Source organism: Peribacillus sp. B2I2 (genome assembly GCF_041261685.1).
In the GTDB taxonomy this organism is placed as follows: domain Bacteria; phylum Bacillota; class Bacilli; order Bacillales; family DSM-1321; genus Peribacillus.
Window position 1 is genome coordinate 3254309 of record NZ_JBGCCB010000001.1, and the last position, 23007, is coordinate 3277315.

Sequence of the window (23007 nt, forward strand, 5' to 3'; positions counted from 1 at the left end):
TTTAACGGAACTGTTCCAAGAAAGCATGAAATAATTAACTTTATTACAGTGAAGAGTGGAGATTTCAGGGAGATGAAAAAATCCGTCCAGATATAGGCAGATTAATAGGCAAAAACTCCGGATTTTGGGGGAATCGGAGTATGTACAAAACAATGCAATATTAAATGTGCGTTCATTACTTTTCACTGTTTAGATGAAGAAATTAGTTGGATTGCAACACAGTTAATTATTGACCCTAACAGCCCCTTTTATAAAGGAACGTTAATTGGCAAAAGAACTAGAGAAAAGCATACACTTTACAATATGCATATAATTTTCTTTGGTTATTAATTAAAAATACAAAGATAGCCGAGTGACCTAAGGAAAAAATACTTAATATTACCCTTACATATTTTAATTGTTTTAAAGAGTTGTTACCTGTTGAATGGAGTGATTATAAGCAATATAGACTAACTCATATAGTCTGTTTAAATGCTTAAACTATAGCCGGCAATAAAATTATTCCTTCAAATTATAATTTTGTTTCTAACTACGCACAATTCACAAAACGTGTAAGTAATAACCAAAAGCCGGACATGAACAATTTTATCACCATTAATGTTAAGAATATGAAACGAAAGTTAAAAGTTATTGTTAACCGAAACGGCGACGTGGTTATTAACCTCAATTTGCGATTAAAAGTGTATGTAACAGAGTATCCGAAAGGAGACGTTGATAAAGAAATAGATAAGTTAAATAAAAAATTATCAAGAAGTTTTTCGAAAGATGCTACACAAGTGATTAGAAAGTTACAAAAAGCGAATTGTGACGCCCTTGGTATCGGAAGACATCTGATCGCTTTTTATCCCAATACATGGAAAGAAAAAGACAAAAATGAATATCTTCGAAATGTGAAATTTAAAACAAATGTAGATGTTGAGATTGTTCAAGTAGGCATTGCTGAATAATGCGATTTTAAAAGTAAACATATATAATCATAATTCCTTACATAAGGAATTATGATTTCCATTAATAAAATATGAATGGTATCCGTAACTATAAAACTGCCTTGACAGGGCTTCTTCTAATAGACCTGTTAGTTCAAGAACTCCCTATGTAAACTACTCAATAGCTTTCCAATTTTTATCCTTTATATCGGACTTATTAGGCTGTCTGACATATTTCAAATAAACTTATCAGAAACTCCAAAGTTTATAAAATTTTGTCGTGCTTCTTTTAAGGAAACACGATTTGCTCCATAAACACCTTAATCAGGCGCTCTCCTCTCTTTTAAAAAATGAATGAGCTGCGTCTACTTAATTATTGCCATTTTTCGGATCTCACAGAAGTTAATTTTCATGGTAGTTCATTAAGACTTATTGTAGAGTTGACACAAACTGTGCAATAAGTTGGAAGTCGAAATAAAAAAAAGACCTTATTCAGGTCCCAAAGATTGCGATCGATGTAAGAATTCTCTAATTTCATCAATAGATATACTTAACTCTAGAGCATATAATATTAATTCTGTCCCGACATTTGTCGCTCCGGTTATTGACAAGAGATGCTTCAACTGAAGGTATCCCTCTTGCAAACCTCGCATTCCCGTAGTTAATCAACCGTTGGTTCTAGATTATTCCTCAATCTTAAACCATGGGCCTGAAGCTTGAATGACGCCCCAAAGTTTTTCTGGAAGCTCAAGCTCACTAACCTTTGAAGCCTTTATCTCTGTTTGGATCTCAGACTCTTGTCCATTTTGAACCTTTTCAACCCAGTCTGGATTCATGATTAACGCGTGGCCAATTGCAGCTAGGGTAAGTCCCTTATCTAATGCTTTGGCAACATCATCCGAAGTTACCATAGAACCAGCAGCCAGTACAGGAACTCGTCCGTTTACATGGTCGACAACTAACTCAAGATATGTCTTTTCATCTTGACTGTCGACTGGCTTTGAAGAAAGAGCATCAGCCAATGAAGCATGCACATAATCAACATCCTCTTCAATCAGGCTTTCAATCAATGCATAGGTATCCTTCATTCTCAAACCGCCTTCTTGGTGTTCGTCAGGAGATATTCTGTATCCTAAAATAAACGGTTTTGTTGCATGCTTTTCAATGACATTTTTCACTTCCTGAACGATTGCAAGTGGGAAACGCATGCGATTTTCTAATGATCCTCCCCATTGATCTTCTCGTCTGTTGAAGAAAGGTGAGAAGAAGTTTTGCATTAAAAACCCATGAGCACCATGGAGTTCAACGCCGTCAAAACCTGCTTCAATTGCTCTTCTTGTTGTTTCTCCAAATGCATGAATCACTTCCATTATCTCGACATGGGAAAGCTCTCTAGGTAGTACTGAAGGTGCAAATCCAGTAGCTTCAGTCTCTAAAGCGCTGGAACTAACTACCTCACCATTTGGGGTCAAGTCCGGTAGTGCTTTGTTACCTGCATGGAAAATTTGAAGGATAGCAGGAGCTCCGCCACTTTTCGCGGCTTCAGCTAATTTACGTAAGCCCGGCGTAAATGTATCGTCATAAGCTGCAAATTCATTTGTAAAACCGATCCCGTTTTGAGTCACATGTGTACAACCTGTAATCACTAGTCCTACTCCGTTTACTCTTTTTTTGTAATAGGTTAATTCCTCATCTGAAACCGTGTAATCATCATTACTGGACCAAGTTGTCATTGGTGCCATAACCACTCTATTATTAAGGGTTATCCCGTTTTTAAATGTAAAAGATTTAAATAAGTTGCTATATTTTACGTTCATTTTTTAACCTCTTTCGAATAGTATCGTTCAAACATTGTTAGTTTGACGTATTTTGTAAAGGTTGATTAACCCTTCATGTATTAACTGGTGCAATAATAGGTTAATCCCTAGAGAGCACTCTAACGCAAGTGTTTTTTATTTTCGATAAATACACGATGTAGAAGTCTGTCTGCACGAGGGTTATCCAAAAGATGTAAATGAAAAAAACGAACAGCTGCTTAATTTCTAAGAGAAACAGTCTCCTACTTCATTTTCATAATAATTTATTTTATTATCCAAATGCTCTAAACTTTGACGAATCTTCTCCAATTCTTCCACTACTTTTTTGCGATGCTTTTTAAGCAGAGCTAATCTTTCTTCCATTGTTTTATCCCCCATATGCCCCCACATGGCAAATCGTTTCATGTCTTTTAGTGACATCCCTGTATTTTTTAGGTGGAGCAAGGATTCAATCCATAATTTATTTTCATCCGAGTAAATTCTGACATTGTTATCGTCTCTATTTACTTTTATTAACCCTTCTTTTTCATAAAACCTCAGTGTATGTTCGCTTAGCCCAACTATTTTAGAAAATTCTCCAATAGAATATGTCAATATAACCGCCTCCATTAAATCTGATATGTCTATTTCTTCTTTTTTTTTAATTTGTGTTATAAAGAAAGAATAATACTTAGAGTTTACTCTAAGTCAAGAATTGTAATTCTTCTGCATATGAAGATTAAAGATCTTTTGTGGTTTATTTCGTTAAAAAAATTTTAAAAAGGAGACTTAAAGAGTAGAATAAAAAAAGTCACTTATTTATAAATGGTTTGAAGTGCTTTTCCGAAATTATGAACCAAAATGACAGATGTTTGACTTGGTTATTTTTAAATAAAAAAGCAAACTCGCTCAGTTTTGGCGAGTTTGCTTTTTTATAGCTATCCGGTTCCTTATACAACTAAATTGCCCCGTTAGTTCCAAAAATCGAGTAGGGGGAGGCGCCTAGCCTCCGACCTCTCACACCACCGTACATACCGTTCGGTATACGGCGGTTCAGTTTAAGTCTGACGTAGTTTTGTATATCGTTCATATAGATTGACTAACCCTTGGTGGTGCCAATAAGCATTATTAAGGGTTTTGTCTAGAACAGGACTATGCGCTATGCGCCAAAAACCCTTTCTGCTATTTCCCCATTCATATGCTTTTCCAAATGGGACGCCTAATCCTTTGAGTTTCCTCACTCTCGTTCTTGGCAATTTCCATTGCTTCCATAGGCACATCCTGAGTCTTCTTCGAATCCATGAATCTAAATTCTGCAATACGTTCGGAGTATCAATGAGGGCGAAATACCCCATCCAACCTCTAAGGTATTGCTTTAACTTATTTATTCGGAGTTTCATGGGTATCGGTAATTTTCTCGAGGTCATTTCCCTGATTCGTTTCTTTACTCTCTTCACCGTTTGTTTAGCCAGTAGAACCTTCGGGTTCTTCTTTGACTTCGTGAAACTAAAACCGAGAAACGTTCTGTTCCAAGGGCGATCATACTTCGACTTCTCGTAGTTGACCTTTAGCTTCAGTTTATTTTCAATGAAGCTTGAGATATTTCCCATTGCACGTTTGGCGGCTTTTCGTGTCTTCACAAATATAGTACTGTCATCCGCATACCTTACGAATCGAAGATTGCGTTTCTCTAGTTCTTTATCTAAATCGTCTAACATGATATTAGATAATAAAGGACTTAACGGACCTCCTTGCGGAGTTCCCTCCTCACTTTTATGAAAAAGTCCGCCTATCATAATGCCTGCTTGAAGGAATTTTCGAATCAGTTTGAGAACTCGTTTATCTTCAATTTTCCGCTCTAACATTCCCATGAGCTTGTCATGATTCACTTTATCGAAGAACTTCTCCAAGTCCATATCCACTACCCATGTATAACCTTCGGTTATATAGGACTTTGCCTTTCGAACCGCCTGGTGCCCTTGTTTGTTAGGGCGAAATCCATAGCTATTCTCCGAAAAGGTTGAGTCATATATCTTGGTCAATATTTGGGCAATGGCTTGTTGAATGAAACGGTCTAGAACGGTTGGAATACCCAATAGCCGAACTCCGCCGTTTGGTTTCGGGATTTCGATACGACGGACGGGCTGCGGTTGATAGGTACCCTGTAAAAGGGCAGTTTTCATGTTGTACCATTCGGTTACGAGGTGCGGTCTCAGGTTTTGAACCGGCATTCCATCTACACCATGGCTCCCCTTATTTCTTTCAACACGCTTCAATGCCTGTATTAAGTTTTCCCTCTCTAGTATCTGTTCCATTAACATCGTTGATATCCTTTCTACGTGGATAAATGGTCTATTTGTGCCTTTATCTGCTCCGCCTTTTTGAAGTTCCCCGTGTATTCACCACTTCTTCCTTCAAATAAGTTCCGTTAGGAATTGTTTGCTTCTTCGCAGATAACGAACGCCTAGTATTCATCCTCCTTAATCTGTTCGGTCCTTCCTTATCTTCTCGAGTAGACAAGTACTATGACCTCTGCTGACTTCTGATGATTCAGCTGTCCATCACTGGACAGGTTACCAAGTGTACTTGGCTGTCATCAGACCTCCCCGAGTAAGAGTGCAATCTTTCCCTCCATCTATCTGCTTCATTTACTCTGTACCACCTTCGGCAGTAAGGACTTTGTTTTGTTTCGCAAACTCATCCAATGATACCTAGCCTTATATGAAGTTCGTGTTCCTCAGACCGGAGGTTTGCCGCTTGCTTCCTTCAGATTCCACGTCACCGTGGACACCCTTGCATTAAGCTAACCATTACTACTGCCTTCATGGTTCGGGACTCACACCCTATAGATTGCACCCATGCCGGGCGCACGAAAAAGCTGCCTTAAAGACAGCTCCGATCTTCAGCTAACGCACTTGTTAGTTTAGGTACATTTATTCACAATTCACAAAGTCTAAATAAGGGCTTATAATTTTAGAAACTTCATTGCTTGAATTAAAGTGTGACAATAATCGGACCATTTTTAGTAAGGATAATCGTATGTTCTAATTGAGCTACATAACTTTTTTCTGTAGCATAGGTCCAACCGTCCTCTTTTTGGAATACTTCTTCTTCAAAGGTTGAGATAAATGGTTCGAATGCGATAACCATCCCTTCCTTTAATATTTCATTATCCCATGGATCATTATAATTTAAAATATGGTCAGGTGCTTCGTGTATTCTACGTCCAACACCATGTCCTGTTAGGTTTTTGATAACAGTGAATCCATGCTGTCTCGCTGTTTCGAATACTGCTTTTCCGATTCTACTTTTTTTGGAACCGGGTTTTGCTTTCTTAAGACCTGCTTCAAATGCCTTTTTAGCAACGTCGCATATTCTCGTTAATACTTCTTCTCCTTCTCCTACTACAAATGAGATTCCTGTATCTGCGAAATAACCGTTCTTTGAAGCAGATACATCTATATTTACTAGATCCCCTTCATGAATAACCCGATGACCCGGAATACCATGTGCCACTTCTTCATTAAGACTAATGCAAGTATAGCCAGGAAAATCATATTCACCTTTTGGAGCTGAAACTGCACCTGCTTTTTCTAAAAGTTCTCCGGCTATATCATCAAGTTCTTTGGTCGTTATGCCAGGAATTGTTCTTTGTACCAATTCATCTCTAATGGAGGCAATAATTTTGCCAATTTCCTTCAAACCATTAAAATCTTCTTCTGTTTTTGCAATCATTTTTTCCCTACCTCATTATTTTTTATTATCATCATTAAACCATATAAGTATTAATTGTACCTTTACTTTCTCGAAAAATAAAAGCAATGTAAATTATTTGGTACAATACCCCTCAGCTGAATTTTTCTTCGATCATGAAATAGACCACAAAAAGGATCTAGTACATATGACTATACTATTAATTGGATTTACCTTCCACTTTTCTTATAGAGCTAACCTGCCCCTTTAGCTTCATAAGAAAATGGAGCTGTTTCCAACCCCATATTTATTAGTTCAACAAGATAATAACTTTTGTAAGGTAGTTCCATACATACCTGCTTTCATTAGTAAAAGAAAGTGACAACCAGGGATGGGTGCCTTTACAATTTCATAAACACTTTGATTTCGTTTATTAATAGTATTCCTATATACACACTTATAATTTCATTCAAATTGATTAACTATCTTTAAAAAATATTGTATTTGTTAGTCTTCTTATTAACAACTTGTCCAAACCAATCAATACTTTCCTCATAGAATGAATACAAGTAATTTTACCGAAATGGAGGAAACAAACCAATGAGTGACACAGATTTTTCAAATGATTCTCCAGGCCCAAAAGGAAAATTAATTACTGGCCATTCAAAGGAGTTTATTTCAGATACACTTGGCTTTCTTACCCGTTTAGCAAAAGAATATGGAGAAGTTGCTAAAATTCGTTTTGGACCTTTCCATAATGTTTACCTTATTTCAAATTCAGATTTAATTAAGCAGGTACTTGTAACAAAACAAAAATCCTTCTTGAAATCAAAGGACTTCTCTGCTTTAAAACCAGTAATCGGAGAAGGCCTTCTTACAAGTGAAAAAGAAATTCACATGCGCCAAAGAAGGCTTATTCAACCCTCTTTCAAAAAGTCTCATATTAGCAATTATGGTCAGGATATGATTGATATAACAATGGACTATATTTCCACTTGGAAAAACAGAGAAGAAAGGATTATTACGGAGGATATGATGAGCCTTGCACTGGGTATTATCAGCAAGACCATGTTCAGCATGAACCTCAAAGAAGGATATGGCATGCTCGGGGAACCTATAGAAGCCTTCATGAGAATTGCCGTTAAAAGAATGCGAACACTTCAAATGCCACTATGGGTTCCAACTAAAAACAACCGTGAATATAAAATTGCGAAACAGAGACTTGATAAGGTGATTTATGGCTTTATTGAAAAACGTAGAACAGAGGCAGAGAGACATGAGGATATGCTTGGGATTCTAATGGATGCTCGAGATGATGAGGATGGCTTAGCTATGACAGACAAGCAGTTACGTGATGAGTTAATGACCATTTTCCTTGCCGGTCACGAAACAACAGCAAACGTGCTTTCCTGGACCTTATACTTGCTTTCCCAACACCCTGATGTGGAAACAAAACTTTTCAATGAAATAGATAGCGTAATCGGCAACCGTAATCTAACACCTGGCGATTTTATGAAATTAACATTCACACAAAATGTTATCTATGAATCAATGCGCATATACCCGCCTGCCTATATCATACAACGGGAAGTGGCGGAGGATGTGGTAATTGGAGGGTATCTTTTTAAAAAAGGAGATATGATCCTGTTGAGTCAGTATGTGATGCACCACAAGCCTGAGTATTTTGATAATCCAGATTCCTTTAAACCTGAGCGATTTGAAAACAACTTTATGAAAACCCTACCTCCGTTCGCTTACTTTCCATTTGGCGGAGGTCCGAGAGTTTGTATCGGTAATCATTTTGCAGTGATGGAAGCTGTGCTTGTCCTAGCATGCATTGCTCAACGATATCGGATAAGGCTGGCGCCTGACCATCATGAAGTAAAGCCACTTCCGTCTATTACACTCAGACCGAAGCGTGGATTGCGCATGGTAGTCGAAGATAGAAATATAGGAGGTTTCCAACCAGAAACTTCTGAAATTTAAATGAATATTAGTTGTATTAATGAACAAAATTGTCACTCTACACCTAAGGAAGATCCCCCCCCTTTAGTTCCATAAAAAAGACTGCCGCATCAACCCTAGTTTTTGAAGTAAACCAGCTAATAGGATGTCAATATCTCTCTCTAAAATTTTCATTTATCGGATGAATGAATGTATCCTGCAGCCCTGAGTTCTTTAGCACCTAGTTCATGATAAAAAGCTGCAACATCTTTTTCCTCTTTTAAATACTTTTTTTGACCAACTGCATTATAAGAAGTAAGAAAAAACCTGGCTTCCAATGACAGACTATAAAACTTCTCCTTGTATTTATAAAATTGTCATCAAACCATAGAATAACTATAACAACTATTGCTATTAATATGCCGAACGCAGCTTTTCTCCAAACCCTTTTTTACAGGAAAGCTAGTATTAAAGAGACTATAAATACTGAAATCGTTATTAAGAAAATATGATTTCCAATAAAATCAACAACAGGTGCTAAACAAAAAAATTAGTTACTCATATCATTAAAAAGGAAAACTGATAATAACCCAGCATTTTTTTCAATGCGCTACCTCCATATCGATTCTCTTATTTTATCACCTGCACCGTAATAGGTTTTAATAGCCCAAAGGTTTAAAAGGATGAGGATTTACATGAAAAAGGGTGAGGTCCGAAGACCATCACCTCAACATTTGACGGAGAACAACAAAAACATGTGTGCTCCTTTTATCTTAATCTTATGCCTGAACGCTTGACTGTTCGGTTTGAGCTTTCCATTCTTCCTGACGGAACTCTTTTTCCCACTTCGAAACCACAATACAAGCGAGAACATGTCCAGGAGTATTACAAGCAGTACGTGCCATATCCAGCACACGGTCAATGCCTGCTATAATTGCAACGCCTTCTGCAGGAAGCCCTACTGCTGAGGCAGTGGCTAAAAGGACAACCAGCGAACCGGATGGAACAGCAGCAATTCCTTTTGACGTTGCAACAAGAACACCCATTACAATCAACTGTTGGCCAAAATCCATCGGGATGCCATATGCTTGTGCCAAGAAAATAGAGCAAACAGAAAGATACAATGTCGAACCATCACAATTCAGTGATAGCCCAGAAGGAATAACGAATGAAACAACACGTTTCGAACAACCGTATGCTTCCATTCGATCCATTAACTGAGGCAGAATGGTTTCCGTACTTGTTGTAGAAAAAGCGATAAGGAACAAATCCCATACCATTCGAAACACTTTAAAGTAAGAAATCTTCAAGAACCAAGCAATTATTGGAAACAGAACGAAAATAACAATAGCAAGTCCAAGATACACAACCCCAATCAACTTTGCCATAGGGATTAATAGGGCGATACCATACTGACCTACAGAGGCGGCCATGAGAGATAGTACACCAATCGGTGCGGTTACCATGACCATTTGTGTCAGTTTAAACATGATATTTGCAACTGATTCCATAAACTTCATTGCCGGCTCTGACTTTTTACCAATTGCTCCAGCAGCTGCACCAAATAAAATAGCGAAGAATATAACAGCTAATAAATCACTTTTTGCCATCGCATCAACAATATTGCTTGGAATGATGTTAACAAGCATCGTTTTAAAATCGACAACTTTGGTAACGCTTTCATTTAATTGTGTTATATCTTTCTGGGCAAGATGGGACAAATTAAGCCCATCACCAGGCTTTAAAATGTTAACAAGTAAAAGACCAATACCTAGAATCAGAGTGGTAATAAATTCAAACCATATAATTGTTTTAAGTCCTAATGAACCCATTTTTTTCATGTTTCCGTCGCCTGATGACCCAATGACAATAGTAGTGAAAACAATAGGCACAACAATCATTTTAATGAGATGAATAAAAGCGTCGCCAATTGGTCTTAAAGATTGGCCAAGTACAGGAAAAAAATGTCCGATAAGTGCTCCAATAAACAATGCAATTAACACTTGAAAAGCAAAAAACTTTTTCATAAGTTGTCCTCCCTGAACGAAAGATTAATAGCATCATTACACAATATGTCAATAAATAGAGTAGATCATTCCTTTCTCATTTGACTATTGAATGAGAAAGAAGAAATAGCTTTTATACATATTCTATGAATAACCTCCCATTTAAAAATATTTGTAAATATAGAAAATACTGTATCATTTTCTCGTAATTCAGTAAAATACTGAATTACTATAAAGTTATAAGAATTAATTATTAATCCCATTCGAATAGTAAATGCACTTCCAACACAAAAAAGGTCAGTGTTAATTAATTTTAGTAAATTATACAAAAATATTTAGATATTAATTTATATTAGAAACTTTTGATATAAAAAGCTACCCATTAAGAATGAGTAGCAAGTAATACAAGTTATTTGAAAATAATTTGTAGTTTTCCATATACTTTGCCAGAAGAATATCCATCTTTCACATCAACATAGAATTTACCTATTTTCATACCTGTGAATAATGTCTTTCCACCTGCTAAACTATGATAGCCTGTGCACTTTCCAGTACTAGCATTGCAGAGACGAGACCATAAGTTACTATAATTAGTCAATAACTTACTTCCAGAAGAGGTCTTTAAATAGATTGGGGAAACTAGTTCTACCTCTAGGTCACTACCTATGTTAGGATTTCCAATTTCACCATCCCATTTTCCATCTTCTGTTTGAAAAGAATACTGAGGAACACTTGCTTGTGCAGAAGAAGTACATAATACCATTCCACCTGCCAGAACCAACACAAAGGTACTTAAGATTGAAAATAAGCTTTTTATGTTATTTCCTCCTCCAATCTTTATCCCTTCCATAATATCAGAATAAACTGACTATTAAAATAGTTAAAAATGACCAAAGCTTCTTAGGTTCAAACATCTTTTGTTTGCGTCAATTTCATCAATCACAACACCATAATTTACCTATATTTCAAACGAATATCTTTGTTGAGTTTTACTGCCCCTTACGTACTATAAAAAGAATATTTTCATCACTAATGATCATTTTCCTTATTCAACAAGGCTGCCTAAAGACAGCTCCAATCTTAAGCTAACTCACCTTTTTATTTAAGTACATCCCTTGATAAACTTGCTAAATGCCTAGGTTGTTTACACTTTTATTGACTAACACGCATGATGCTGAAGCGATGTTTATTTTTGTTCCGCAATCGGGCCAGATAATTGAATTACACTTGGTTGTTAATTTAGATATTTATGTTAAAAATAGAGATTGAGAAGGAATGTACTTAAAGTAACGGGACAGTTAGAGCAATAATGCAGTTACACAAACATCGTGTTATTTGTATGAACCAGTTGTATAAAAATAAGCAAATGCCCCTCATAATGAAAGAATCTCCAACAGAATGCTGGAAGATTCTTAAGATTTTTTTTAAAACTTATCCGGAAACTGTTTTACAACTCCCGCAGAGATAGTATCTGCCATTAGGATTATATGTGTGACCCCTTCGTCAATTGAAACGATCCTTGCGTTCCAATCTTTTGCTAAGCATGCAGTTAAATCATTTGTCACTAATTTCAGATGCATATACAGCAAATTTTTTAGATCTTCATTTTTCAAATAGGGGTTGGCACCGCTAAGGAAAGCGGCTATTTCATCAGCATTTCTATACCATTCTTTGTTTAGCTGTTGCACCAAGGCATTATTTCCGCTTTTAGCCGCATCTACAATCTTTCCCGCAATAACAATATGCTCCTTAAGCAGATCCGTAAGTTTGTTCCCAGCCTTCTCTCCGTATACTGGCTTTACAAAACCAAGTTATTCCTTATGGAACTAACCTGCCCCGTTTGTTGCATAAAGAAAAAGCTGCCTTAAAGACAGCTCCGATCTTCAGCTAACACACCTGTTAGCTCAATAGCAAATGAATTACAACTCGTTATTTCTCCCAAAGCTCGACCAGTCGACCTTCAGGATCTTCAATCCAAATAAACTTTCCAAATTCACTAATCTCTTTTTTCTTTGCAAGAGATACACCAATATGTTCAAGGTGCTTAATAGTCTCGTTTAGATTATGTACTTGGAAATTTAACATCACTTGTTGTTCTGTTGGAAAATAACTGTCATTCTCGGTAAAGAAAGAAAAGATAGTCTCATTTTCTAATTGGGGTTTTATCACCGTCCCATTCCAATTTTCCATTTCAATCTTCAACACTTCACTGTACCATTTTTTTACAACTTCAAGATTCTTAGTTCTCCAAAATATTCCTCCGAAACCTTTTATCATCGTATCTAACTCCTGTCTGTCATCAAATTTTTAGCTATCCGATTACATTAGATATTCGAGATTTACATTTAAGTTCCTTTTTCAACTATATTGCCCCGTTTGTTGCATAAGAAGTTCTCTATCCGTCATATAAAAACCTTTTCTTATTAAACTAAACTGCCCGTTAGTGAAACAATAAAAGCTGCCAAAATGACAGTTGATTTGTGACTCTTGCACGATTACTAACGTACATATTCAACTCTTATTATGGGCTTATAATTTTTGATACTCCAATGATTTGCAGGAAGGACATTGTGCGGTAGATATATGGGTTTCATTATGTACCCACTTATAATGACAAGTCGAGCAGAGTAGAACTGTATGTTTTTTTATGAATTCCATGATGATTCCCTATGGATAAGCAAAGGACTAGATCAATTCCCACCCTTTTTGCAGCAATATACCGTCTGTAACCATTCGGATGGATCTTTATTCATCCACCTTTATCAGATCCATGCATGCTTGTCATCGTATACGAAGTATTCTGAAAAAAAGAGTTGACATTAAACTTGTACCTAACTTAAAGTATAGCTTATACAACAAAAAGTTTCCTTTGGGAAACTTTTTAGAAGGGGGTCAAATAATGTCGGATGAGAAAAAGGTTTCCCGCAGAGATATTTTAAAGATGGGGACTGCAGGTGCGTTTGGAGTAGCTGGATCTTATTACTTGAATAAAATGGCACAATTTCCAACTATGGCTCAGGCATCCAATAATTCGTCTCACAAGAATGGCAATCATTCCAATCATGCAAATATGAGTGATAAAACAAAAACCACAGGTTACAAAATGGCAGAACGGCTCCTTACTGAGTTTGATTATGGAAAAGTTACCAAGCTGCCCAACGGTCAAACACTCCGGGAATATGACGTAGTGGCAATTGATAAAGAAATCGAAATTGCCAAAGGAATTAAATTTCCAGGCTGGACTTATAATGGAACAATTCCAGGACCATCTTTTCGTTGTACCGAGGGGGACCTTTTGCGGTTTCACTTTATTAATCAGGGCAGCCACCCCCACTCTATTCATTTTCACGGAATCCATCCTCCAGAGATGGACGGTTTAACTTCTATTTATCCTGGACAAAAATTCACATACGAATTTGAAGCGAAGCCATACGGATTACAAATTTACCATTGCCATGTACTCCCCCTAGCCCGCCATATCCATAAAGGCTTATACGGTAATTTTATTATTGATCCTAAGAAGCCAAGAGAGCCGGCTTTAGAGTTAAACATGGTTATGAATGGATTTGATTTGGATTTAGACGGCGAAAACGAGTTTTATACGGTGAATGGCTATGCCTTCGCATTTATGAATCACCCTATTAAAATCAAAAAAGATCAACTCGTAAGGATCTATCTAAGTAATTTAACAGAATTCGACTTATTAAATTCGTTTCATTTGCATGCGAATTACTTTACGTACTATCCAACCGGCAGAAACGATAACCCCTCTCAGTTCACAGATACCATCATGCAATGTCAGGGAGAACGTGGAATTATTGAAGTTCGTTTTCCATACAAGGGAACATATATGTTTCATGCCCATGTAAGTGAATTTGCTGAGTTAGGCTGGATGGGATTCTTTGAGGTCGAGTAAAAAAGGAGGGATAATATGAAGGGCAAATGGTTAATTACTATTTTAATACCGTTAGTATTACTTATAGGGGTGCTAGGATGGGTGCTGAAAAATGGAGCAGGTGTAGAAAAAGATCCTGCAGCACCGATAGAAGTCTTGAACATTGAACGCATCAAGGTAACTAAAATCGGTTTCGAATTATCTGTTAGTAATACCGGACCCAAACCCTTAACGATTTCTCAAGTGATGGTTAATGATTCGGTGTGGAATTACAATGTCTCTCCTCAAGCAAAACTTGAACGATTTGATGAGGGAAAGGTGACCATCTCTTACCCATGGGTGGAAGGTGATCCACATACCATTAAGTTAATCACAGAGAATGGCATTATCACGGAAGGTGAAGTTGCAGCTGCCACACTCACTCCAGAAACCACCTGGAGCAACTTCCTTAATTACGGCTTAATCGGGTTTTACGTTGGAATTGTCCCGATCACATTGGGGTTGTTGTGGTATCCATTTATGAAACGTTTCTCACGAAAATCTATAAATGGGATTCTTGCTCTTACCGTTGGGCTCCTTTTATTCTTATTTGTCGGGACACTGGCTGATGGATTTGAAATTGGTGCAGAAGCACCTTCTGTATTTCAGGGGAATATGGTTGTCATAATTGGGGCTTCCTTAACCTTTTTATTATTGATCGGCTTTGATCAGTATCAACAAAGAAAACAAGAAAGGAAAGGATATTCACCTTTTGGTCTGGCTTTGTTAATGGCTACCGGAATTGGCCTTCATAACTTTGGAGAAGGTTTGGCAATTGGTTCTTCCTTTGCACTAGGTGAAGCTGCTTTAGGAACCTTTTTAATCATAGGGTTTACCCTTCACAACATCACGGAAGGGATTGGAATCGCTGCTCCTTTATTAAAGGCCACACCTCGATTTAGAGACTTTCTATTACTTGGAGTTATCGCAGGTGCACCCGCCATTGCGGGTACATGGGTGGGCGGATTCATCTTCTCACCAATTTGGGGAGCTTTATTCCTTGGTATTGGAGCAGGGGCCATTCTTCAAGTAATATATGTAATAACAAAAATGCTCATTGAAGATCATAGAAAACATAATGAAGCATCTGTTTCATGGTTAAACCTTTCTGGTTTCGCGATTGGACTATTAATCATGTACTTTACTGCATTTTTTGTGAAATTTTAAGGGATGCCTTAATCTTGTTTGGACCCATAAACAATTCCCGAACTTGGTAGAGCTGTGGGTTCAACATTGTTGAATTAAAAATTAACCAACGCTGCTAAAACTAATTAAAAGGAGCGTCAATGGTGATGAGACTTGGTAAAAAAAGAAGTAATTTTGGTAGATGGGTGGATAAACAAAAAGACATAAATGAATTAGAGTTAGAAAGAGCATCAAATATAAGTAGAGGTACAATTTCAAAATTATGTAGCGATTCGAACTATCGACCAAAAACTTCAACGGTAATTAAAATAAATCAGGGCTTAAAAAAACTTGATAAGTATATTGGATTTTAACGATTTTTTTACTGAAGTTATTCTAAAAATGATTTAAAAGGAATTACAAAATTTAATTACTTGGGGGAAGCATTATGTTTCAAAGTATAGGTATACCAGGTTTAATTTTAATACTTGTCATTGCCTTGATTATTTTTGGACCTAAAAAGCTGCCGGAAATCGGTAGAGCCTTTGGACGTACTTTAACTGAATTCAAGGGTGCAACCAAGGGATTAGTATCTGATGAAGATAAAGAAGATTGGGAAAATCCTGAGTTAACAACAGATAAAAAGAAGCAGGATAAATCAGGTGATCCACTTTTTGATTCAACCAAAGATCACCTTTAATTGTAAAAAAGATGAGGTGATGCCTAAAAATTTAAAATCGTTCCTGCTTTTTGATTTTTAGAATATCAACAAAAAAGTATACGTTTACAATCGGTAGTAGCAAGCTATACCGCCCATTTCTGAAATTTTATACGCTAAAAGAATTCTAACATAAAAAGTCGATCTCCTTTACGTTATAGGAATCGACTTTTTTACTTTTTCTTAATGAACTCCCTCAGTTTAATAGATAATGCTCACGAATACTCGCTTATTCGCAGGATTTCATACCACATGGTATAGGTTGCTTTAGATGAACGAAAGAGATAGGACCGTTTTGATAAGATGAGGGCAGATTGAAATAGGGGATCCATTAAAAATCCCATATTATTACATATGCTGCACGCATTTTCCACGTTGCCCCTGGAGGCTTTCCCTCCCATGTCTCAACGGGTCATAATCATATGCCCTTTCATTCCTTCGTCATACCTATCCAAGGGGTGGAGGCCGGTTTTGCTAACGGAACGGGTCATTGCCCTTTTGTTCATTACATCCAGTACTTCGTGCTTTCTGTGAAATCCTACGAATAAGCCAACTTTCGTTAATAACAATGTGAATGTAAATTTACGCTGCTAGTTGTTCAAGAGGGAAGACCATTTCCGGTTTATAGGCAGAGCCATTACGAGCAATCCCTACTAGAACACGGGCAAGTTTTCCACATAGTTTCATGATGGATTTCATTTTCTTAATCTTCTTCACTTTAACATTGTTCGAGTGTAGGGCTTTAAACTCAGGGTTATTCATCACCAGACTCATGGTCGCAAGGAAAAGGTAACGCCGCAGGCGTGATCTTCCACGTTTGGAAAGAACAATTTGGCCTTTCCACTTCCCAGAGCTTGCTTCAGCTAGATGCAATCCTGCATGACGAAGGAGCGCATTCCCGTGAGCGAACCCACTTAGATCTCCAGCTTCTCCTAAGATGCCCGCTAGTGAAATCTCGCTAATTCCTTTAATGGCAAGTAATGGCTTAACGAATGGAATCTGTTCCAAGACGTTTGTGACTTCTTGCGTCACTCTTTCGAGTTGGGATGAAGCGAGATCATATTCCTCTAATAACTGTCCCAAGTGAAGTTTATACGCATCAAGGGCTTGTTTCGTACCAATTGAACGCTTGGCCAACGCATGCAGGGCATGGGCTTTTTTATGCCCGGAATGTCGCTTCATACATGATTTCCACCCGGTTACGATATCTTGAGGCTGTAAGGAACATAATTCAGCTGGGGTAGGAAAGAGGCGTAGGGTTGCGATTGCCCCTTTACATGATACGTCTTTAAACACTTCCCGGAACTCGGGAAAGACAACATCCACCCAGCGATTAATTTGGTTGATGGAGCTAACAAGACGCTTAACGATCACATCTCGGTTAGCCATAAGGACACGAAGTTTTTCAAATGATTCTGAAGTGGAACGAACGATGGCATAGTAGCCATTCTTCACCATATCAGCTATGACAAGGGCATCTTTTTTATCACTTTTGGATTGCGTATTATCACGATTTTCTTTGTTTCTTTTGACATGGTGAGGATTGACCGTAACAACATCCATGTTTTGTTTGACTAGCCACTTTGAAAGGTTTATCCAATAATGACCGGTAGGTTCCATTCCGACTATCGTGGTGTCTAAGTTTTTCAAGTGTTTTAGTTCCTTGATCCAGTTTAGTAAGCTAGTAAAACCTTCTTCGTTATTTTGAAAAGACAAAGGTTTTCCGACCACAATGCCCCGATAGTTTACTGCACGGGCCACGTGTACGTGTTGGGCAATATCCACACCAACAACTAGATGTTGATCCGTAATTCTCTCAATTAGTTGATTTTGTTTGTTTTGCATTTTAAAATTCATAGTAGGGCTTCCTCCTTAAGGTTTTGAGTTAGATTGGTCTCTATACTCGTATCTTACTGAGGGGCTCTATTTTTTTCAAACCTGATATTTAACGATCTACAGGAATGCTAACGCACCTGTTAGTTCATTAAGAAAAGCGAATCTTCTTCCAGAATCGCGCCCTATAATGGAATAACTTTTTATATTCTTTTAACGTTCCATATTAAATACTTCACTATAGATTTTACGCAGCTTAGTTGAGTTATCGTGCCACTTAATTGGTTTACCATTGACGATTTGGACCAATACATCCAGACACCTATGCCATCCTGCCGCGGTATTAACTGCCCATGAATCATCGTTAAAAGTATGGGTAAAGATCATTCGACACCCTTTATCCTCTTCCTGCAATGAAATGTTTATCAGATCATCAACTTCACGGAAACCAAATAAATATGGCTTTTCTAACTCTGTAATGGTACCGTTATATGTCGTTCCTTCACCGTCATCGAAGGCAATCTGGCCACCAAGTCTGAGATCCATCTCCCCTGTGGCAAAAGGGTACCATTGGGAGAAGTAACTAGGATTCGTAATGACAAGGAAAACATCTTCTGGATTATGAGGAAAAAATCGTTCAAATCTTAAAGCATAACGACCGTTTGACTCATGTAGTGTACCAAATTCATTCATCATTTAATCCTCCTTCTTTTATCCTTAAAGCCTTGAGATTCATCACTAATTCACAAAAATTAAAGTTTGCATAGGCTCAGAAAAATCATCAACAATACTCATAATTGTGTTCATGCTATTATTTTACCAAACATTTATATAACTAAAAAAATAATAAAATCATTTTCGTGTTTTTTAACAATCTGGCCCAATTGTTGAATACAGATCAAACAGCACTCTTCAACTACCCTGCCCCCCCGATAGTTCCATAAGGGGTCTTGCCGCATGCCCATCAAGTTAAAACTTCTTTATACCCCAAAACGAAAAAAGCTATCTTCAGTAGCATTTACAGAAAGATTAGCTTATTTTTCGTTTTGGATATAATCCTTTTTCTTAGCTTGATGGCAATAGGCGGTACCTAATAAACAGACAAATTTGCCTGAAAATTTTTTTCAAATTTTGGTTTAAAATAGGAATTTAAAATAGGAATAATGTAAGATAAATCTATTTTTCTTGTATGTTAAAGTAGAATAGTAGGAAAATGAATCGAAGGATGTGGTATTATTTGATGTTAAATGTAAAAAAAATGTCGTTTGTTGTTTTTATTTGTTTCATGTTTTTTATACCAAATTCAATCTTTGCTCAAGAAATTTTACACAATGGAAGTCAAGGACAAGCAGTTTATGACTTACAAGAAAATTTAAAGAAAATGGGTTACTTTAACAGTCAACCAACAGGGTATTATGGTTCAATTACTGATCATGCAGTGAATCAACTTCAACTAGATTCTGGACTATTACCAGATGGAGTTTTTGGATTCCAAACAGAACAAAAATTACATAGTATTGAAATGATGGCCAGGGTTGTTCATGGAGAAGCTCGAGGAGAAACTTATGAAGGAAAAGTAGCTGTCGCTGCAGTAATTTTGAACCGAATGTCAACGCCAGGTTTTCCTAAAAATACTTACGATGTTATTTTCCAGACAAATGCTTTTACAGCTGTACATGATGGGCAATATTATTTGACCCCAAATAGCTATTCTTATCGAGCTGTTATTGATGCATTACAAGGTTGGGATCCTACTCATGGTTCTGTTTATTATTATAATCCTTCCTCGGCAACAGATGAATGGATTTTCACTAGGGAAACAGTCATTAGAATAGGCAACCACTTATTTGCAAAGTAAAACTAATCTACATACATATTGAGGAATGATATTTTTATAGTTTCGTATTATAAATATCCATTAACTATGTAGTGGGGTATAGTTGAAAGGTCGAGCAGTAGTTGCCCGCACTCCCATTCTTATCGAGCTGTTATTGATGCATTACAAGGTTGGGATCCTACTCATGGTTCTGTTTATTATTATAATCCTTCCTCGGCAACAGATGAATGGATTTTCACTAGGGAAACAGTCATTAGAATAGGCAACCACTTATTTGCAAAGTAAAACTAATCTACATACATATTGAGGAATGATATTTTTATAGTTTCGTATTATAAATATCCATTAACTATGTAGTGGGGTATAGTTGAAAGGTCGAGCAGTAGTTGCCCGACCTTTTTTGCGGTACCCTTGGCGGCACTCCCATAAGAAAAAGCTGCCTTAAAGACAGCTCCGAGCTTCAGCTAACGCACCCGTTAGTTGAAACGAGTGAAAGTTAAATTGTACCTTTCATTCTAATTACTTTCACACCTAACTCAAATTTAAGTTCTAGCATTGCTTTTTTTTAAAAAAGCTATTGCTTGCTTGTTACTTGGTGACACACGAAGGTGGTATTCATCCACTCCATTGTTTTTAAAGAACATCAATATAAATCACCCAATTAGTTCAATATCTATCTCCTTAAACTTTTGAATTATATTTGATGTTTTCCTTATTTCCGTACCCATTTGCTTATAAACAATATTAAGTACTTTTCCCTTGGTTCCAAAAGAAAAAGCGATTACCTGGTTTAGGAACCGCTTTCAACTATCTTTGCAAAGTCATCAAGAGTAGTTGAATACTTGATATAAATTCGTGGTAAAAGATAAAGTTCGTCTTTAATGCCCTTCTCAGAAAATAGTTCAGGAGTTGTCGTAAGTCCAAATAAATAATATTTCTTCGTTTCTTCTACGACTTTGTCATTGAAATTTCCGTATGGATACGCAAGAGCATTAACTGGTTTGCCTGTTATTTTTTGAATTTTATCTTTGGACCCTTTCAGTTCATATTCATAATTTTTTATTTCCGTCAAATCAGGATGTGTAGCAGTATGAGACTGGATTGAGATTATACCCGAATCAGCCATCATTTTTAAATCCGATTTCGATAAACGGTTTGAACGACCGATAAAGTCAGAAATAACAAAAATGGTACCACTTGGTTTAAAACGTTCGTTTTCAAGTTTTTGAAAGATAGCAAATGCATTCAGATTGTTTTTGTATCCGTCATCAAAGGTAATGAAAATGGGTTTATTTTCTTTATTAATGTCTTGCCAACGATCAAAAGTTAATAATGTGTAGCCATGGACTTTTAAATAAATCATTTGTTTCTGGAAATTATCAGGAGTTACATATAGCTCCTTAGAACCATGCCCAGTAAACTCGTCAATCGAATGATAAATTAAAATAGGTACTTTTCGTTGAGCAAAAACTTGTGATGGAAGAATTAAGATAAGCAGACATAGGAAAAACATTACAACCTTTTCCATAAAATTCCTCGCTTTGCATTCTTTTTATATCTTTTCAATTTATTGTGCCTCAAAAGCATAGTTCTATTATCATTTCTCCCATATTTGATTCTATCTCTCATTGATCAATGGTGACTTTGATAATCCCAAATGAAAAACTAATTTCTTAAAACACTAAGGAATCGGACTAACTGCCACAATAGCTCTATAAGAAAAAGAGCTGCCAAATGAACTGCACCCCAATTGTTAGACAACATCTAACAATTGGAGGTGTATTTTTTTGACTAAATATACGATAGACGAAAAATCAAATGCAGTTTTAGAGTACTTAGAAGGGAAAAAATCCTATAAATCCATTGCTCAAGAAAGAAATGTAGGTTTATCCCCTCTGAAAAGATGGGTCGCTCGCTATCTAAAACATGGGATGGAAGGACTTGTTCCATCCTATACAAATTACACTCTGCCCCTTAAACTAGAGGTGCTTAAATATATGAACGAATATGGGGCATCGATCAACGAGACCGCTGTACACTATAACCTTCCTTCCGATTCTACACTTTTGAATTGGGTAAATCAGTTTAAGGAAGGAGGTATAGACGCCCTAAAACCAATGAAAAAGGGGCGTCTATCCATGAAAAAAGAAACTAAGAAAAAATCGCAAGCTAATGGCTCTCAAGAAGCACTTCTTGCCGAATTAGAATACTTACGTGCAGAGAATGCCTATCTAAAAAAGTTGAATGCCTTAGTTCAAGAAAAGGAAGCCTTACAAAGAAAGAAAAAGCGAAAGTAGTCCATGAACTAAGGAAACAATTTGATTTAAAACTGCTTCTATCCATTTCTAAAATGGCACGGAGTACGTACTATTATTGGGTAAACGCCTTCGGGCGTGAGGATAAATACACAGAAATTAAATCCCTTATCAAAGAGATTTTCCATACGCATAAAGGGCGTTATGGGTATCGGCGTATTACCCTAGAATTACGTAACCGAGGTGCTCGCATCAATCATAAAACAGTTCTCCGATTGATGAATGAACTAGGATTGAAGTCATTGATTCGCATGAAGAAATACCGTTCGTACAAAGGGAACATCGGTAAGATTGCGCCCAACATTCTAGCACGTGATTTCAAGGCGGCAAAGTCCAATGAAAAATGGGTGACAGATGTCACGGAATTCCATCTAGCTGGGGAGAAACTATACTTATCAGCCATTCTTGACCTGTTTAATGGAGAAATCATCGCCTATACTATCGAATCTCGGCCTGTTTATCCGCTCGTTTCCAAAATGCTGGATAAAGCCTTTGATCGCTTGGAATCGAAAGATTCACCCATTCTCCATTCAGATCGGGGCTGGCATTATCAGATGAAACAATACTCGCATGATTTGAAAAAACATAACATTACACAAAGCATGTCCCGCAAAGGAAATTGTCTCGATAATGCGGTCATTGAAAACTTCTTTGGCTTATTAAAATCCGAATTACTCTATCTTCAAGAATTTGAAAGCATGGAGCATTTCAAACAAGAACTAGGAGATTATATCCATTACTACAATCATCAACGAATCAAGGTAAAATTAAAAGGCATGAGCCCGGTAGATTACCGGGTTCATGCCCTCAAGGCTGCCTAAGTAAATAAAGTGTCTAACTTTTTGGGTTCACTTCATAAAGACAGCTCTGATCTTTGCTA

Annotated in this window: 21 protein-coding genes and 1 pseudogene; 9 read left to right on the forward strand and 13 right to left on the reverse strand. The window is 36.9% G+C overall.

What is annotated here, in order from left to right; genetic code table 11:
* The first annotated feature begins 500 nt into the window (after positions 1-500).
* Positions 501-947 carry a Ger(x)C family spore germination C-terminal domain-containing protein gene (locus ABIE66_RS16060; protein WP_370017060.1) on the forward strand — a complete coding sequence of 149 codons (447 nt, stop codon included), beginning with the start codon at positions 501-503 and terminating at the stop codon, positions 945-947.
* 215 nt (positions 948-1162) lie between these two features.
* On the opposite strand, the pseudogene ABIE66_RS16065 reads toward ABIE66_RS16060, so the two are convergent.
* The 5 genes and pseudogenes from ABIE66_RS16065 to map form a co-directional block, all read right to left on the reverse strand.
* A pseudogene (locus ABIE66_RS16065) lies at positions 1163-1234 on the reverse strand (hypothetical protein); the annotation flags it as partial.
* A 375-nt stretch (positions 1235-1609) separates the two neighbouring features.
* A complete protein-coding gene (locus tag ABIE66_RS16070) occupies positions 1610-2743 on the reverse strand; it encodes an NADH-dependent flavin oxidoreductase (RefSeq protein WP_370015461.1) in 1134 nt (377 codons plus the stop codon).
* 225 nt (positions 2744-2968) lie between these two features.
* Positions 2969-3337: a MerR family transcriptional regulator gene (locus tag ABIE66_RS16075; protein WP_370015462.1), complete on the reverse strand. Its 369-nt coding sequence runs from the start codon at positions 3335-3337 to the stop codon at positions 2969-2971.
* 443 nt (positions 3338-3780) lie between these two features.
* Positions 3781-5043, reverse strand: coding sequence for a group II intron reverse transcriptase/maturase (ltrA, locus tag ABIE66_RS16080; RefSeq protein WP_370015463.1), 1263 nt, complete (start codon positions 5041-5043; stop codon positions 3781-3783).
* 673 nt (positions 5044-5716) lie between these two features.
* Complete coding sequence (gene map, locus ABIE66_RS16085) at positions 5717-6457, reverse strand: type I methionyl aminopeptidase (RefSeq protein WP_289327333.1); 741 nt, start codon at positions 6455-6457, stop codon at positions 5717-5719.
* A 558-nt stretch (positions 6458-7015) separates the two neighbouring features.
* Here map and ABIE66_RS16090 point away from each other — a divergent pair.
* Positions 7016-8401, forward strand: coding sequence for a cytochrome P450 (locus ABIE66_RS16090; RefSeq protein WP_370015464.1), 1386 nt, complete (start codon positions 7016-7018; stop codon positions 8399-8401).
* Positions 8402-8550: 149 nt separating this feature from the next.
* Here the strand turns inward: ABIE66_RS16090 and ABIE66_RS16095 are convergent, their stop codons facing one another.
* The 5 genes from ABIE66_RS16095 to ABIE66_RS16115 form a co-directional block, all read right to left on the reverse strand.
* A complete protein-coding gene (locus ABIE66_RS16095; protein WP_370015466.1) occupies positions 8551-8697 on the reverse strand; it encodes a hypothetical protein in 147 nt (48 codons plus the stop codon).
* A 441-nt stretch (positions 8698-9138) separates the two neighbouring features.
* Positions 9139-10386, reverse strand: coding sequence for a dicarboxylate/amino acid:cation symporter (locus tag ABIE66_RS16100; protein ID WP_289325453.1), 1248 nt, complete (start codon positions 10384-10386; stop codon positions 9139-9141).
* Positions 10387-10774: 388 nt separating this feature from the next.
* On the reverse strand, positions 10775-11215 hold the full coding sequence (locus ABIE66_RS16105; RefSeq protein ID WP_289325454.1) for a hypothetical protein: 441 nt from the start codon (positions 11213-11215) through the stop codon (positions 10775-10777).
* A 574-nt stretch (positions 11216-11789) separates the two neighbouring features.
* Positions 11790-12056: a hypothetical protein gene (locus tag ABIE66_RS16110; protein ID WP_370015467.1), complete on the reverse strand. Its 267-nt coding sequence runs from the start codon at positions 12054-12056 to the stop codon at positions 11790-11792.
* A gap of 238 nt (positions 12057-12294) precedes the next feature.
* The gene (locus ABIE66_RS16115; protein ID WP_370015468.1) at positions 12295-12642 is read right to left on the reverse strand and encodes a VOC family protein; all 348 of its coding nucleotides are present in this window, start codon (positions 12640-12642) and stop codon (positions 12295-12297) included.
* 622 nt (positions 12643-13264) lie between these two features.
* Between ABIE66_RS16115 and ABIE66_RS16120 the strand changes: the two genes are divergently transcribed.
* The 4 genes from ABIE66_RS16120 (at position 13265) to tatA (ending at position 16124) form a co-directional block, all read left to right on the forward strand.
* Positions 13265-14281 (forward strand): multicopper oxidase domain-containing protein, encoded by a 1017-nt coding sequence (locus tag ABIE66_RS16120; protein WP_370015469.1) that lies wholly within the window; start codon positions 13265-13267, stop codon positions 14279-14281.
* Positions 14282-14296: 15 nt separating this feature from the next.
* Positions 14297-15466, forward strand: a complete 1170-nt coding sequence (locus ABIE66_RS16125) for a ZIP family metal transporter (protein ID WP_289325457.1) — start codon at positions 14297-14299, stop codon at positions 15464-15466.
* 125 nt (positions 15467-15591) lie between these two features.
* Positions 15592-15798, forward strand: coding sequence for a transcriptional regulator (locus ABIE66_RS16130; RefSeq protein WP_370015470.1), 207 nt, complete (start codon positions 15592-15594; stop codon positions 15796-15798).
* Positions 15799-15872: 74 nt separating this feature from the next.
* A complete protein-coding gene (tatA, locus tag ABIE66_RS16135) occupies positions 15873-16124 on the forward strand; it encodes a twin-arginine translocase TatA/TatE family subunit (RefSeq protein ID WP_289325459.1) in 252 nt (83 codons plus the stop codon).
* A gap of 600 nt (positions 16125-16724) precedes the next feature.
* Here tatA and ABIE66_RS16140 read toward each other — a convergent pair.
* Both ABIE66_RS16140 and ABIE66_RS16145 read right to left on the reverse strand, forming a co-directional pair.
* Positions 16725-17999, reverse strand: a complete 1275-nt coding sequence (locus ABIE66_RS16140; protein ID WP_370015471.1) for an IS110 family RNA-guided transposase — start codon at positions 17997-17999, stop codon at positions 16725-16727.
* A 189-nt stretch (positions 18000-18188) separates the two neighbouring features.
* Positions 18189-18668, reverse strand: a complete 480-nt coding sequence (locus ABIE66_RS16145) for an SRPBCC family protein (protein WP_289325460.1) — start codon at positions 18666-18668, stop codon at positions 18189-18191.
* Positions 18669-19215: 547 nt separating this feature from the next.
* On the opposite strand from ABIE66_RS16145, the gene ABIE66_RS16150 reads away from it, so the two are divergent.
* Together ABIE66_RS16150 and ABIE66_RS16155 are read left to right on the forward strand one after the other, a co-directional pair.
* Positions 19216-19833: a cell wall hydrolase gene (locus ABIE66_RS16150; protein WP_370015472.1), complete on the forward strand. Its 618-nt coding sequence runs from the start codon at positions 19216-19218 to the stop codon at positions 19831-19833.
* A 78-nt stretch (positions 19834-19911) separates the two neighbouring features.
* Positions 19912-20097, forward strand: coding sequence for a cell wall hydrolase (locus tag ABIE66_RS16155; RefSeq protein WP_370017061.1), 186 nt, complete (start codon positions 19912-19914; stop codon positions 20095-20097).
* Between the two features lie 505 nt (positions 20098-20602).
* Here ABIE66_RS16155 and ABIE66_RS16160 read toward each other — a convergent pair.
* A complete protein-coding gene (locus tag ABIE66_RS16160) occupies positions 20603-21340 on the reverse strand; it encodes a polysaccharide deacetylase family protein (protein WP_370015474.1) in 738 nt (245 codons plus the stop codon).
* Positions 21341-21599: 259 nt separating this feature from the next.
* On the opposite strand from ABIE66_RS16160, the gene ABIE66_RS16165 reads away from it, so the two are divergent.
* A protein-coding gene (locus ABIE66_RS16165) for an IS3 family transposase (protein WP_370015476.1) occupies positions 21600-22948 on the forward strand; the annotation gives its coding sequence in 2 pieces (ribosomal slippage) (positions 21600-22044 and positions 22044-22948; 1350 coding nt in all).
* Positions 22949-23007 lie beyond the last annotated feature (59 nt).

Bases quoted from the DNA above. Each gene is read 5' to 3' on its own strand.
- tatA (WP_289325459.1), top strand. From the start codon at position 15,873: ATGTTTCAAAGTATAGGTATACCAGGTTTAATTTTAATACTTGTCATT.
- ABIE66_RS16145 (WP_289325460.1), bottom strand. From the start codon at position 18,668: ATGAATGAATTTGGTACACTACATGAGTCAAACGGTCGTTATGCTTTA.
- ABIE66_RS16150 (WP_370015472.1), top strand. From the start codon at position 19,216: ATGTTAAATGTAAAAAAAATGTCGTTTGTTGTTTTTATTTGTTTCATG.
- ABIE66_RS16120 (WP_370015469.1), top strand. From the start codon at position 13,265: ATGTCGGATGAGAAAAAGGTTTCCCGCAGAGATATTTTAAAGATGGGG.
- ABIE66_RS16160 (WP_370015474.1), bottom strand. From the start codon at position 21,340: ATGGAAAAGGTTGTAATGTTTTTCCTATGTCTGCTTATCTTAATTCTT.
- ltrA (WP_370015463.1), bottom strand. From the start codon at position 5,043: ATGTTAATGGAACAGATACTAGAGAGGGAAAACTTAATACAGGCATTG.
- map (WP_289327333.1), bottom strand. From the start codon at position 6,457: ATGATTGCAAAAACAGAAGAAGATTTTAATGGTTTGAAGGAAATTGGC.
- ABIE66_RS16090 (WP_370015464.1), top strand. From the start codon at position 7,016: ATGAGTGACACAGATTTTTCAAATGATTCTCCAGGCCCAAAAGGAAAA.
- ABIE66_RS16070 (WP_370015461.1), bottom strand. From the start codon at position 2,743: ATGAACGTAAAATATAGCAACTTATTTAAATCTTTTACATTTAAAAAC.
- ABIE66_RS16140 (WP_370015471.1), bottom strand. From the start codon at position 17,999: ATGAATTTTAAAATGCAAAACAAACAAAATCAACTAATTGAGAGAATT.
- ABIE66_RS16130 (WP_370015470.1), top strand. From the start codon at position 15,592: ATGAGACTTGGTAAAAAAAGAAGTAATTTTGGTAGATGGGTGGATAAA.
- ABIE66_RS16115 (WP_370015468.1), bottom strand. From the start codon at position 12,642: ATGATAAAAGGTTTCGGAGGAATATTTTGGAGAACTAAGAATCTTGAA.
- ABIE66_RS16125 (WP_289325457.1), top strand. From the start codon at position 14,297: ATGAAGGGCAAATGGTTAATTACTATTTTAATACCGTTAGTATTACTT.
- ABIE66_RS16100 (WP_289325453.1), bottom strand. From the start codon at position 10,386: ATGAAAAAGTTTTTTGCTTTTCAAGTGTTAATTGCATTGTTTATTGGA.
- ABIE66_RS16105 (WP_289325454.1), bottom strand. From the start codon at position 11,215: ATGGAAGGGATAAAGATTGGAGGAGGAAATAACATAAAAAGCTTATTT.